General features: G+C 72.9%; 12 protein-coding genes. 11 read left to right on the plus strand and 1 reads right to left on the minus strand.

Annotation, left to right across the window (positions count from 1 at the left end):
* Positions 1-40 precede the first annotated feature (40 nt).
* Entirely contained in the window at positions 41-1,168 is a 1,128-nt protein-coding gene (locus AB8735_RS28065; RefSeq protein ID WP_372410145.1) for a transaldolase family protein, read from the minus strand.
* Positions 1,169-1,488: 320 nt separating this feature from the next.
* On the opposite strand from AB8735_RS28065, the gene wrbA reads away from it, so the two are divergent.
* The 11 genes from wrbA to AB8735_RS28120 all read left to right on the plus strand — a co-directional run bounded on the left by wrbA (position 1,489) and on the right by AB8735_RS28120 (position 12,521).
* Positions 1,489-2,106 (plus strand): NAD(P)H:quinone oxidoreductase, encoded by a 618-nt coding sequence (wrbA, locus tag AB8735_RS28070; RefSeq protein WP_372410148.1) that lies wholly within the window; start codon positions 1,489-1,491, stop codon positions 2,104-2,106.
* A 245-nt stretch (positions 2,107-2,351) separates the two neighbouring features.
* The gene (locus tag AB8735_RS28075; protein ID WP_372410149.1) at positions 2,352-4,232 is read left to right on the plus strand and encodes an ATP-binding protein; all 1,881 of its coding nucleotides are present in this window, start codon (positions 2,352-2,354) and stop codon (positions 4,230-4,232) included.
* Complete coding sequence (locus tag AB8735_RS28080; protein ID WP_344025240.1) at positions 4,229-4,666, plus strand: roadblock/LC7 domain-containing protein; 438 nt, start codon at positions 4,229-4,231, stop codon at positions 4,664-4,666. Before AB8735_RS28075 ends, AB8735_RS28080 begins: the two co-directional genes overlap by 4 nt.
* Positions 4,663-5,025: a DUF742 domain-containing protein gene (locus tag AB8735_RS28085; protein WP_344025238.1), complete on the plus strand. Its 363-nt coding sequence runs from the start codon at positions 4,663-4,665 to the stop codon at positions 5,023-5,025. Before AB8735_RS28080 ends, AB8735_RS28085 begins: the two co-directional genes overlap by 4 nt.
* Positions 5,003-5,638, plus strand: a complete 636-nt coding sequence (locus AB8735_RS28090) for an ATP/GTP-binding protein (protein ID WP_344025236.1) — start codon at positions 5,003-5,005, stop codon at positions 5,636-5,638. Before AB8735_RS28085 ends, AB8735_RS28090 begins: the two co-directional genes overlap by 23 nt.
* The gene (locus AB8735_RS28095; protein WP_372410153.1) at positions 5,635-7,074 is read left to right on the plus strand and encodes a cytochrome P450; all 1,440 of its coding nucleotides are present in this window, start codon (positions 5,635-5,637) and stop codon (positions 7,072-7,074) included. The genes AB8735_RS28090 and AB8735_RS28095 overlap by 4 nt, the downstream gene beginning before the upstream one ends.
* Positions 7,071-8,183: a cytochrome P450 gene (locus tag AB8735_RS28100; protein ID WP_372410155.1), complete on the plus strand. Its 1,113-nt coding sequence runs from the start codon at positions 7,071-7,073 to the stop codon at positions 8,181-8,183. The genes AB8735_RS28095 and AB8735_RS28100 overlap by 4 nt, the downstream gene beginning before the upstream one ends.
* A gap of 115 nt (positions 8,184-8,298) precedes the next feature.
* Positions 8,299-10,350, plus strand: coding sequence for an APC family permease (locus AB8735_RS28105; protein WP_372410157.1), 2,052 nt, complete (start codon positions 8,299-8,301; stop codon positions 10,348-10,350).
* 77 nt (positions 10,351-10,427) lie between these two features.
* Positions 10,428-11,747 carry a class I SAM-dependent RNA methyltransferase gene (locus tag AB8735_RS28110; RefSeq protein ID WP_372410159.1) on the plus strand — a complete coding sequence of 440 codons (1,320 nt, stop codon included), beginning with the start codon at positions 10,428-10,430 and terminating at the stop codon, positions 11,745-11,747.
* Between the two features lie 100 nt (positions 11,748-11,847).
* Complete coding sequence (locus AB8735_RS28115) at positions 11,848-12,126, plus strand: hypothetical protein (RefSeq protein ID WP_372410161.1); 279 nt, start codon at positions 11,848-11,850, stop codon at positions 12,124-12,126.
* Positions 12,123-12,521, plus strand: a complete 399-nt coding sequence (locus AB8735_RS28120; RefSeq protein ID WP_372410162.1) for a PIN domain-containing protein — start codon at positions 12,123-12,125, stop codon at positions 12,519-12,521. The genes AB8735_RS28115 and AB8735_RS28120 overlap by 4 nt, the downstream gene beginning before the upstream one ends.
* Positions 12,522-12,586 lie beyond the last annotated feature (65 nt).

Below are 12,586 nucleotides of genomic sequence, written 5' to 3' on the forward strand. Positions count from 1 at the left end.
GGGGGCCGGCCCCCGCACCGGTGCCCGTCGGCACCCCTGGTCAGCGCCGGCCGACGCGCAGTTGTTCCCCCACCACCCGTCGCAGCACCCGCCAGGCATCGGTGAGCCGCTCCAGCCGGTCCCCGGCCAGCTCCGCCGCGGTGTCCTCGAAGGAGACGCCGAGCCGCTCGACCTCCTCGACCAGGGCGGCCGCCTCGCGGTGACGGCAGGTCAGGGTGTCGCCCTCCGGCCGGGCGCCGGCGGCGGCCGCCGCCAGCGCGGCGGGGGACAGGACCACACCGGTGCCCCAGGCCACCAGGGTCTCCGCGTGGCGCAGTTCGCGGCCCGCGTCGCCGCCGGCGGCCTCCCAGAGCGGCCGCGGCGGGCGGGCCCCGGCGGCGGCCAGCCGCCGCCAGCAGGCCGTGCCCAGCCGCTCCTCGTAGAGCCGGTAGGCGAGCCGGGCCACGGCCAGGGCCGCCGTGCCGCGCAGCGCGAGCGCGTCCGGCGTGCCGAGGGCCGTGAGCCGGGCGTCGATACCCGCCTCGATGCGGCCCGCCGCCAGCGAGGTGCACACGGGCAGGGCGGCGAGGTCGTGCCCGGCCGCCCGGGCGTCCTCCAGCCCGTCCAGACAGGCGTCGAGGGCCTGCCCGTAGCGGCGCGCGGAGAAGATCTCCGTGACGTGCACCCCGATGCCCCGGCCCAGGCAGGCCCGGACCGCGGTCAGTCCCCGGCCGGTGGCCGGGATCTTGACCAGGGCGTTGCTCCGGCGCGCGGCCCGGTGCAGCTCCTCGGCGGCGGCCACCGTGCCGTCCGCGTCGTGCGCCAGGGCGGCGTCCACGTCCATGGACACACAGCCGTCCGAACCGTGCCCGGCGTCGAAGACCGGGCGCAGGACGTCGCACGCCGAGCGCAGGTCGTAGGCGCTCAGCGCCAGGACGGCCGTGTCCGGCGCGGCCGGACGGCGCGCCAGCAGGGACAGCTGCTCCCGGCAGCCGTCGTCCTCCGCGGCGTCGGCGGCCAGGCCCTCCGGGCCGAACGACGCCCCGCGCAGGCCCGCCCCGGTCAGCAGCTCCGGCAGCCGGCCGGAGGTGACCAGGGAGCGGCGGAGCCCGCCGAGCCACGGGGCGACGCCCTCGGCGGCCAGGGCGTCCAGACCCCCCGGGGCCGGACCGGCCTTGCTCTCTCCCATGGCAGCGAACCCTTCTCCCGCAACCTTCTCCCGCAACATGGAACACCCACCGCAGCATGCACATTAGGAAGGGAACGCCCCGGCGTCGAACGATCCGGACCTACTTCGTCACATACGGGGCCTTCGGGGTGCCGCATCCGGACACGCCCCAGGAAGTGGCGAGTTGACTGACTGCCGACGCCGCCTTTGGCCGTTCGCACGGTAACGCCTCACCATATGCCGACACCGCTCGACCGGTTCGACGCTTTCGACACCGCTTTCGACACCGCTTCCGAGATCGCTTTCGACATCGCTTTTGACGCCGAGGAGTTCGCAGGGCCATGACCAACGTCGCCGTCATCTACTACTCGTCCACGGGCAACATCCACAAGATGGCCGAGGCCGCCGCGGCCGAGGCCGAGAAGGCCGGCGCCGAGGTGCGCCTCCGCAAGGTCGCCGAACTCGCCCCGCGCAGCGCCGTCGAGAGCAACCCGGCCTGGGCGGCGCACACGGCGGCCACCGAGGACGTGCCCGTGGCGACGCCGGACGACCTGGTCTGGGCCGATGCGGTGCTCCTCGGCACGCCCACCCGCTTCGGCCTGCCGTCCGCCCAGCTCAAGCAGTTCCTCGACTCGGTCGGCGGGGTCTGGGCCCAGGGCAAGCTGGCCAACAAGGTCGTCTCGTCCTTCACCTCGACCAACAACGCCCACGGCGGCCAGGAGTCCACCATCCTGGCGCTGAACAACACCTTCTACCACTGGGGCGCGATCATCGTGCCGCCCGGCTTCACGGACCCGGTCCAGTTCGAGAAGGCCAACGGCAACCCGTACGGCGCGAGCAGCGTGACCCACAACCAGCCGGGCAACGTGCACCCCGACAACCTCGCCGCCGTCGCCTACCAGGCCCGCCGGGCGACGGAGATCGCCACCGCGCTGAAGGCCGGCCTCTCCGCGGTCTGACGCCCGGTCAGCGCGGCCTGCGCGGACGCCGTTCGGGCCGAATTCCGGCCGAAAACCCTCTGGCGCCTCCCGCCCGCCCCGGCATGGGCGGGCGGGAGGCGCTTGTTTGTTCGGTATTCGAGAAGGGAAACGGACGCAGGGTCACGGGTGTGGTTGGATGATCCGCGTATTCCGCTTTTGGACGGGACGTCAGGACGCAGCGATCCGTCCCGCCGCCCGCACGAACCGGCGTCCAAGAGGAATTGATGTCACATCACATATCGGAAGCGGGGATCTGGTGCCTGGCCGTGGCACTGGTCGCCGTGGTGGTCCTGCTGGTGCGCCAGCGCCGGATCGCCGCCGCGCTGCGGGCCCGCGCCGCCGCGCTGGAGGAGAACGTGCGGGCGCGCGACGAGGAGGCCGCCCGCCTGGTCGACGTGCGCCTGCCGGCCGTCACGGACGCGGCGGACACCGCCGTGCCGCTGCCCGGCCTCCTCGACGACCGGCTCGCCGGCACCGCGTTCGCCCACAGCCTCCAGTCCGTGATGGACCACTTCGCCAAGGCCGTGGACAAGGCCCGGGTGCGCGCCGACCAGTCCGCCAAGGCGGCGCTGCGCGCCTCCATGCGCGCCCTCCAGGGCCTCGCGCACGAGCAGCAACTGGCCATCTCCACCATGCAGGACCGGCACGACAACCCCGAAGTGCTGCGCGACCTGCTGGAGATCGACCACACCAACTCCCAGTTCGGCCGCCGCGCCCAGGCCATCGGCGTGCTCTGCGGCTCGTGGCCCGGCCGGCAGCGCGTCGCTTCCCCGCTGACCGACGTCGTGCGCGGCGCCACCTCCCGGATCCGCGACTACCGGCGCGTCCGGGTGCACGGCCCGGCCGGCGAGTCGCTCGCCGTCGTCAGCCGCGCGGTGGAGCCCGTCGTCCTCGCCGTCGCCGAGCTCCTCGACAACGCCGCCCGTCACTCGCAGCCCAGCACCACCGTCGAGGTCAGCCTCCAGCCGGTGCACAACGGCGCCTGCGTCGTCATCGACGACGCCGGTGTGGGCATGGACCGCCAGGAGGTGGAACGGGCCGTCGCGCTGCTGTCCGGACGCCGGGGCGTGGACGTCTCCCGGCTCGGCGACCCCCCGCAGTTCGGCTTCCCCGTCATCGGGGCGCTCGCCGCCCGCTACGGCTTCAGCGTCTCCGTGGACACGCGTTCGCCCTACGGCGGTGTGCGGGCCGTGCTGTTCCTGCCCGTCGCGCTGCTGACGCATCTGGATCTCGACGGCCCCGGGACCGTGCCGCTGGTGGCCCCGGGCCGCGCCGCGGGTCCGTCGCGCCGGGCGGCACGGCCCGCCACGGCGGCGGGACCCGGGGCCTCCCGCCCGGCGGGCCCCCCGGAGCCGCCCGCACCGGCCGGCCACCCGGTCCCCGGTCCGCCGGCCGCTTTCCCGGACGACCGCTCGCCGTCCGACCGCTTCCCGGCAGCGCGCCCGGCGCCCGCACCGGGTCCGGCTGGGCCCGCGTCGGCCGGCCACTCCGTGCCCGGGACACCGGGTCACCCCGCCTCCGGGGCGTCCGCCGCCACCCCGGCGGACCGCTCGGCATGGGAGCCGCCCGGTGCCGTCCCCGCGTCCTCCCGGACCGGTCACCCGGCCTCCGAGTGGTCCGGGACCACCTCTGCCGGTGATCCGGACAGGGAACCGCCCGGCGCCGTCCCCGGGCCTGCCGCCGCCGCTCCGGCGGACCACCCGGCGTGGGAGCCGCTCGGCACCACTCCCGCTCCCGGGCCGACGGGCCGCCACGCCTCCGGGTCCGACGGCTTCCTCCTGCCGGAGTCGGCCGGGACCACTCATGACTCCGGGCCGGACGGCCGCTCCGTGCCCGAACCGCCCCGCGCCACCACCGCCGGCGGCCTGCCCAAGCGCCGTCGGCGCCGCCCCGGGACGGCCGGTCACGCCGCGCCCCGGCCGGCCGCCGTGCCGCCCGCCGAGATGCCCGCGGAGCGTTCGCCCGAGGAGACCGCCCGCCGCATGGGCGCGTTCGCCCGCGGCACCCGCTCCGGGCGCACCCCCGCCGCGGGCACCCCGCTCCCCGGTCCGCTCCCCGCCCCCGCCCCCGCCCCCGCAGAAGACGAAGGGAACCCCTCCGCGTGAACGACCATCTGAACAACGACCTGGCGTGGATGCTGGACGAGGTCGTCAAGATCCCCGAGGCCCGCCACGCGATCCTGCTCTCCGCCGACGGCATGCTGCGCGCCCACTCCGCCGGCATCGCCCGCGACGAGGCCGAACGCCAGGCCGCCGCGCTCTCCGGCCTCCAGTCGATCAGCCGCTCCACGGCGGACTTCTGCACCCACCCGGCCCCTCAGGACACCCCCTGGCGGCAGACCCTCATCGAGTTCGCCCACGGCTACGTCTTCCTCATCGCCGCCGGCCCCGGCGCCTACCTCGCCGTCTCGGCCACCGAGAACGTCGACATGGAGGCCGTCACCTACCGCATGCAGAAGACCGTCGCGGGCCTCGGCAAGGAGCTGACCACCCCGCCGCGGCAGGACAACGGCTGGCAGGGCCCGGGCAGTCCGGCATGACCCCGGCGACGCCGCGGCGCGAGCGGGGACTCGTCAGGCCGTACGTCGTCACGGACGGCCGGTCCCACCCCACGCGCAACACCTTCGACCTGGTCACCCTGGTCATGGCGCACTCGGACCGGCCGCTGTCCGGGCTCAGCCCGGAGAAGCGCCGGATGATGGAGCTCTGCCTCGGCGGAGCCCTCTCCGTCGCCGAGATCGCCGGCCATCTCGCCCTGCCGGTCAGCGTCACCAAAGTGCTCCTCGGCGACCTGGTCGACAGCGGCCACCTCGCCACCCGCGCCCCCATCCCCTCGGCCCAGCTGCCCGAGGCCCAGATCCTCCAGGAGGTGCTCGATGGACTCCGCGCTCGCCTCTGACAGCGGCGTTCGCGACGGCCGTGCACGCGACGGCGTCTATCTGCCGCGGACCGTGCGCACCGCGGCGAAGGTGCTCGTCGTCGGCCACTTCGGGGTGGGCAAGACCACCTTCGTCGGCGCCCTCTCCGAGATCCGGCCGCTGCGCACTGAGGAGACGATGACCCAGGCCGGTGCGTACGTGGACGACCTGGCCGGCACCGCGGGGAAGACGACCACCACCGTCGCCATGGACTTCGGCCGCATCACCATCAACGACGGCCTCGTCCTCTACCTCTTCGGCGCCCCCGGCCAACAGCGGTTCACCCGGCTGTGGATGGACATGACCCAGGGCGCCCTCGGCGCGATCGTGCTCGCCGACACCCGGCGGCTGGACCAGTCCTTCGACGTCATGGGCCTGCTGGAGGAGCACGACCTGCCGTACGCGGTCGCCGTCAACCACTTCGACGACGCCCCCTCGCACCCCGAGGAGGAGATCCGCGAGGCCCTCGACCTGCTCCCCGACACCCCGCTGGTCACCTGCGACGCCCGGGACCGCCGCTCCGCCACCCGTGCCCTGATCACCCTCGTGGACCACCTGCTCCGCACGCGCACCACCACCCGGGAGCCCGTGTGAACCACCGCTCCACCCCGGCCCCCGGGCGGTGCCCCGCCGCCCACGGGGCCGTCACCGCCCTGCACGGACCGGAGTTCGCGGCCGACCCGCACGCCGTCTACCGCCGGCTGCGCGCCCACGGCCCCGTGGCCCCCGTCGAACTCGCCCCCGGCGTACCGGCGCACCTGGTCACCGACTACCGCGCCGCCCTCGAAGTGCTGCGCAGCACCGAGGCGTTCGGCAAGGACCCCCGGCGCTGGCGCGACCTGGCCGAGGGCCGCATCGCCCCGGACAACCCCGTCCTGCCGATGATGGCGTACCGGCCCAACTGCCTTTTCACCGACGGCGAGCAGCACCGCCGGCTGCGCGGGGCGGTCGACGACAGCCTGGAGCGCATCGACCCCAACGCCCTGCGCGGCTACGTCGAGCGCAGCGCCGACAGCCTCATCGACCGCTTCACCACCACCGGCGAGGCCGACCTGCTCGGCTCCTACGCCAAGGTCCTGCCGCTGCTGGTCTTCAACCAGCTCTTCGGCTGCCCGCCGGAGCTCGGCGACCGCCTCGTCGAGGGCATGACCGGCATCTTCGACGGCGTCGACGCGGAGCGCGCCAACGCGCTCGTCTACACCACCCTCACCGAACTCATCGGCATCAAACGGCAACAGCCCGGTGCCGACATGACCTCCTGGCTGATGGCCCACCCGGCCCGGCTCACCGACGAGGAGATGATCCACCAGATCGTCGTCCTCATGGGCGCCGGCACCCAGCCCCAGCAGAACCTCGTCGCGGGGGCGCTGCGCCTGCTGCTGTGTGACGACCGCTTCGCGGGCGATCTGGCCGGCGGCAGCATGCCCGTCGACGACGCGCTCGACGAAGTCCTCTGGCTGGACCCGCCGATGGCCAACTACGGCGTCCATTACCCCCTGGCCGACGTGGACTTCGCGGGCGTACGGCTGCGCGCGGGCGATCCCGTCGTCGTCAGCTTCGCCGCTGCCAACACCGACCCCTCCCTCCGCCCCGAGCGGCACTCGGGACAGCGCACCGGCAACCGCGCCCACCTCGCCTGGAGCGCCGGACCCCACCACTGCCCGGCCAAGAGCCCCGCCCGGCTCATCGCCTCCGTCGCCGTCGAGCGGCTCCTCGACCGGCTGCCCGACCTCGAACTGGCCGTACCCGCCGACCGGTTGGTGTGGCGGCCCGGACCCTTTCACCGCGCCCTCACCGCGCTGCCCGTCCGCTTCCCGCCGCAGCCCGTCCCCGCGCGGAGGCCGGACCCGGCCGCCGCACCCGCTACCGGCACCGCCGAGACCTCTGGAGACAGCCGATGGAACCCTCCCTCCCGCCCCTCCGGATCGACCCCTCCGGACGGGACGTCCACGGCGAGGCCGCCCGCGTCCGCTCCCGCGGCCCGGCGACCCCCGTGGAACTTCCTGGTGGCGTGGTGGCATGGGCGGTGAGCTCCCAGGCGCTGCTCAAGCGCCTGCTCACCGACCCCCGCGTCTCCAAGGACCCCCGCCGGCACTGGCCCGCCTGGATCGACGGCGAGATCTCCCCGGAGTGGCCGCTGTTCACCTGGGTCGCGGTGCAGAACATGTTCACCGCCTACGGCAGTGACCACCGCCGGCTGCGCGGCCTCGTCGCCAAGGCCCTCACCCCCCGCCGGGTCGCCGCCATGCGCCCCCGCGTCGAGAAGATCACCGCGGAGCTCCTCGACGGCCTCGCCGCGCAGGGGCCCGGCGCCACCGTGGACCTGCGTGAGGGCTACGCCTACCCGCTGCCCATCCAGGTCATCTGCGAGCTGATGGGCGTCGAGGACGGCAAGCTGCGCGACGGCCTGCGCCGCTGCGTCGACTCGATCTTCCACACCTCGGCCGACCCCGAGGAGGTCACCGCGACCTACACCGAGATGTACCGGCTGCTGGGCGAACTCGTCGCCGCCAAGCGCACCGAGCCCGGCGACGACATGACCAGCGCCCTGATCGCCGCGCGCGACGACGAGGGCGACACCCGGCTCAGCGAGCAGGAACTCCTCGACACCCTCCTGCTGGTGATCAGCGCCGGTCATGAGACCACCGTCAACCTCCTCGACAACGCCATCCACGCCCTGCTCACCCACCCCGACCAGCTCGCCATGGTCCGCGCGGGCCGGGCCGGCTGGAACGACGTCGTCGAGGAGACCCTCCGCGTCCAGGCGCCCGTGGCCAACCTGCCGCTGCGCTACGCCGTGGAGGACATCGAGCTCGACGGCGGCGTCACCCTCCGCAAGGGCGACGCGATCCTCGCGGCCTACGCCGCCGCCGGCCGCGACCCGGAGCGGTACGGCGAGGGCACCCGGCCCGACGCCTTCGACGTGACACGCACCACGAAGGAACACCTCGCCTTCGGCCACGGCGTCCACTTCTGCATCGGTGCCCCGCTGGCCCGCCTGGAGGCGGCCGTCGCCCTGCCCGCGCTCTTCGAGCGGTTCCCCGAACTGACCCTGGCCGTCGCCCCGGAGCTGCTGGAACCGGTCGATTCCTTCATCTCCAACGGCCACCGGTCCCTCCCGGCGCGGCTGCACCCGTGACACCCCGCGTCACCCACCGGATCCGGCGATCGAAGGTGATCGCGTGGAATCCGATTTCCGGCCCCGGTGGGTGGCGGGTGGGCGCGGTCAATACGGACCCCTTACGATCCTCTGCGTGTCCAAACTGACCGACCTGCCGAAACGGATCCTCATCGGGCAGGCGCTGCGCAGCGACAAGCTGGGAGAAACCCTTCTTCCCAAGCGCATCGCACTCCCCGTCTTCGCGTCCGACCCGCTCTCCTCGGTGGCGTACGCGCCGGGCGAAGTGCTCCTCGTCCTCTCCGTGGCCGGCGTGTCGGCCTACAAGTACAGCCCATGGATCGCCGTCGCGGTCGTCGTGCTGATGTTCACGGTGGTCGCCTCGTACCGCCAGAACGTCCACGCCTACCCCAGCGGCGGCGGCGACTACGAGGTCGCCACCACCAACCTCGGCCCCCGGGCCGGCCTCACCGTCGCCAGCGCCCTGCTCGTCGACTACGTCCTCACCGTCGCGGTCTCCATCGCCTCAGGCATCGAGAACCTCGGCTCCGCCGTGCCCTTCATCATCGAGCACAAGACCGCCTGCGCCATCGCGGTGATCGTGCTGCTCACGCTGATGAACCTGCGCGGCGTCAAGGAGTCGGGCAAGCTCTTCGCGATCCCGACATACGTCTTCGTCGGCGGCGTCTTCCTGATGATCCTCTGGGGCGCCTACCGCGGCCTGGTCGCGGGCGACACCATGAAGGCCCCCACCGCCGACTACACCATCCACGCCGAGCACCAGGGCCTCGCCGGCTTCGCGCTGGTCTTCCTGCTGCTGCGGGCCTTCTCCTCCGGCTGTGCGGCGCTCACCGGCGTCGAGGCGATCAGTAACGGCGTCCCCGCCTTCCGCAAGCCGAAGTCGAAGAACGCGGCCACGACCCTGGCCCTGATGGGCGGCCTCGCCGTCACCATGTTCTGCGGCATCATCGCCCTGGCCATGGTCACCAAGGTCCGGATGGCCGAGAACCCGGCCACCGACCTGCTCAAGAACGGCACCCCGGTCGGCGACGGCTACACCCAGAACCCGGTCATCTCGCAGGTCGCCGAAGCCGTCTTCGGCAACGGCTCGTTCCTCTTCATCCTGCTCGCCGCCGCCACCGCGCTGGTCCTCTTCCTGGCCGCGAACACCGCCTACAACGGCTTCCCGCTGCTCGGCTCGATCCTCGCCCAGGACCGCTACCTGCCGCGCCAGCTGCACACCCGCGGCGACCGGCTCGCCTTCTCCAACGGCATCGTGCTGCTGGCCGGCGCCGCCGCCGTCCTCACCTACATCTACGGGGCCGACTCCACCAAGCTGATCCAGCTCTACATCGTCGGCGTCTTCGTCTCCTTCACCCTCAGCCAGATCGGCATGGTCCGGCACTGGAACCGCCACCTGGCGACCGAGACCGACCCGGCCAAGCGCCGCCACATGGTCCGCTCCCGGGCGATCAACACCTTCGGCGGCTTCCTCACCGGCCTGGTCCTCGTCGTCGTCCTGCTGACGAAGTTCACCCACGGCGCCTGGGTCGCCCTGCTCGGCATGGTGATCTTCTACGCGATCATGACGGCGATCCGCCGCCACTACGACCGCGTCGCCGAGGAGATCGCCCTCGCCGACGAGGCCGGCGAGCACGCCGTCCGCCCGTCCCGGGTGCACTCCATCGTGCTCGTCTCCAAGGTCCACAAGCCGACCCTGCGCGCCCTCGGCTACGCCAAGCTGATGCGCTCGGACACGCTGGAGGCCCTGAGCATCAGCGTCGACACGGCCGAGACCAAGGCACTGCGCGAGGAGTGGCACAACCGGGGCATCGACGTCCCGCTGAAGATCCTCGACTCGCCGTACCGCGAGATCACCAGGCCGGTCATCGACTACGTGAAGTCGCTCCGCAAGGAGAGCCCGCGCGACGTCGTCAGCGTCTACATCCCCGAGTACGTGGTGGGCCACTGGTACGAGCACCTGCTCCACAACCAGAGCGCCCTGCGCCTGAAGAGCCGCCTGCTCTTCACCCCCGGCGTGATGGTCACCTCCATCCCCTGGCAGCTCGACTCCTCCGAGGCCGCCCGCCGCCGCGCCCGCAAGCGCGCCGAGTGGAACGCCCCGGGCTCGGTGCGGCGCGGCCCCGTGGCACAGCCCCGCAAGGAAAAGGCCGCCACGAAGAAGTAGCCGGTGAGGCGAGTGGTGCGGCGGGCCGTAGACTGAACGGCTGCCGCACCACCGACCCCCTCAGGAGCTCTTCCCCCATGCAGACGGATTCGACGGACTCCCTGGTCGGCCACGAGTACGAGGTGGAGGTCGGCCCGGTCGCCCACGGCGGCCACTGCGTCGCCCGCACGGACGCCGGCCGCGTCCTGTTCGTCCGCCACGCCCTCCCCGGCGAGCGCGTGATCGCCCGCGTCACCGAGGGCGAATCGACCTCCCGCTTCCTCCGCGCCGACGCCGTCTCGATCATCGAGGCGTCCAAGGACCGCGTCGAGGCCCCCTGCCCCTTCTCCGGCCCCGGCAAGTGCGGCGGCTGCGACTGGCAGCACGCCAAGCCGGGCGCCCAGCGCCGCCTCAAGGGCGAGGTCGTCGCCGAACAGCTGCTCCGCCTCGCGGGCCTGACCCCCGAGGAGGCGGGCTGGGACGGCACCGTCGCCCCCGCCGAGGGCGACAAGCTCCCCGCCGGCGAGGTCCCCGCCTGGCGCACCCGCGTCCAGTACGCCGTCGACGCCGAGGGCCACGCGGGCCTGCGCAAGCACCGCTCCCACGAGGTCCAGGTCATCGACCGCTGCCTGATCGCGGCCCCCGGCGTCACCGAACTCGGCATCGAGCGCCGCTCCTGGCCCCAGATCGCCTCCGTCGAGGCCATCGCCGCCACCGGCTCCGCCGACCGCCAGGTCATCCTCACCCCGAAGCCCGGCGGCCGCCTCCCCATCGTCGAACTCGACAAGCCGGTCTCGGTGATGCGCGTGGGCGAGAAGGACGGCCGCATCCACCGCGTCCACGGCCGCCCCTTCGTCCGCGAGCGCGCGGACGAGCGCACGTACCGCGTCGGCGAGGGCGGCTTCTGGCAGGTCCACCCCAAGGCCGCCGACACCCTCGTCCAGGCCGTCATGCAGGGCCTCATGCCCCGCAAGGGCGACATGGCCCTCGACCTCTACTGCGGCGTCGGCCTCTTCGCCGGCGCCCTCGGCGAACGCGTCGGCGACAAGGGCGCCGTCCTTGGCATCGAATCGAGCAAGCGCGCCGTCGAGGACGCCCGCCACAACCTCCAGGACCTCGACCGCGTCCGCATCGAACACGGCAAGGTCGAGTCCGTCCTCCCGCGGACCGGCATCGACTCCGCCGACATCGTCGTCCTCGACCCGCCGCGCGCGGGCGCGGGCAAAGAGACGGTCCGGCATCTGGCGGGGCTGGGTGCGCGCCGCATCGCGTATGTCGCGTGCGATCCGGCGGCGCTGGCGCGGGACTTGAAGTACTTCGAGGGGGAGGGGTACCGGCCGGTGAAGCTGCGGGTGTTCGATCTCTTCCCGATGACGCATCACGTGGAGTGTGTGGCGATTCTGAAGCGGGTGTCGTAGGACGCCTGGCCAGCTCGTCCTGCTGGGGCACGCAGTGGTGGCGCAACCGGTGAACTCTGCTGAGGCTCACGTATGGCATTTTGAATGCCATACTGGGCCTATGGCTGAGGACGCTGAGTTCGCCCCGGGTGATGGCCCCACCAGCGGGGTGTCCATCACCTTGACGGAGGGCACCTTGCAGGCCATTCGTGAGCGGGTGGGCAGGAGAGGGGTCTCCGCGTACCTGGAGCGTGCCGCGCAGCGGCAGATCGAGCGCGACAACCTGGACGAACTGATCGCCTCCTTTGACCAGGCCCATGGACCGGCCGATCCAGAGGCCGTGGCGGCCAAGCGCGCCAAGCTCATGGGTCGGACGCCGCAGGCCGGTGCGGCTGCGTGAGTGGCGCGCTTGTCCTGGACAGTGAGGGCCTGGCGAAGGCCGTCCAGCGGGATCGTGAAGTTCATGAGTGGCTGACGGCGGCCCGTGATGCGGATCTGCCGGTCATCACTTCGGCCGCAGTGCTGGTCGAGGTGATTCATCCCGGAATCAATGACGCGGCGCTGAAGTGGACCCTGTCCCGTCTTCGAGTGGAGCCGGTCACCCAGGCTCTGGCCCAGTCCGCGTCGACCTTGCTGCGGGAAGCGGGGCTGCACGGGCACAAGTACGCCATCGACGCCATGTTGTGCGCAACGGCTCTGGCGCAGCCGGGGCGGGTGACCATTCTGACCTCGGACGTGGAGGACATCTCGATGCTCACGGTCGGCCACGCCCGGGTAGTGGCCGAGAAGGTCTGATGTGCGCTCGCCCGGCATGGCTGGGCGTGTGGACGGAGAGGTTGGCCGGGTGGCCCCTGATAAGG

The organism is Streptomyces luteireticuli (assembly GCF_041519305.1).
GTDB lineage: Bacteria > Actinomycetota > Actinomycetes > Streptomycetales > Streptomycetaceae > Streptomyces > Streptomyces luteireticuli.

Coding starts and splice junctions, on each gene's coding strand:
- AB8735_RS28090 (WP_344025236.1), top strand. CDS start 5,003: ATGGACTCCGCGCTCGCCTCTGACAGCGGCGTTCGCGACGGCCGTGCA.
- AB8735_RS28110 (WP_372410159.1), top strand. CDS start 10,428: ATGCAGACGGATTCGACGGACTCCCTGGTCGGCCACGAGTACGAGGTG.
- AB8735_RS28085 (WP_344025238.1), top strand. CDS start 4,663: ATGACCCCGGCGACGCCGCGGCGCGAGCGGGGACTCGTCAGGCCGTAC.
- AB8735_RS28065 (WP_372410145.1), bottom strand. CDS start 1,168: ATGGGAGAGAGCAAGGCCGGTCCGGCCCCGGGGGGTCTGGACGCCCTG.
- AB8735_RS28075 (WP_372410149.1), top strand. CDS start 2,352: ATGTCACATCACATATCGGAAGCGGGGATCTGGTGCCTGGCCGTGGCA.
- AB8735_RS28115 (WP_372410161.1), top strand. CDS start 11,848: ATGGCTGAGGACGCTGAGTTCGCCCCGGGTGATGGCCCCACCAGCGGG.
- wrbA (WP_372410148.1), top strand. CDS start 1,489: ATGACCAACGTCGCCGTCATCTACTACTCGTCCACGGGCAACATCCAC.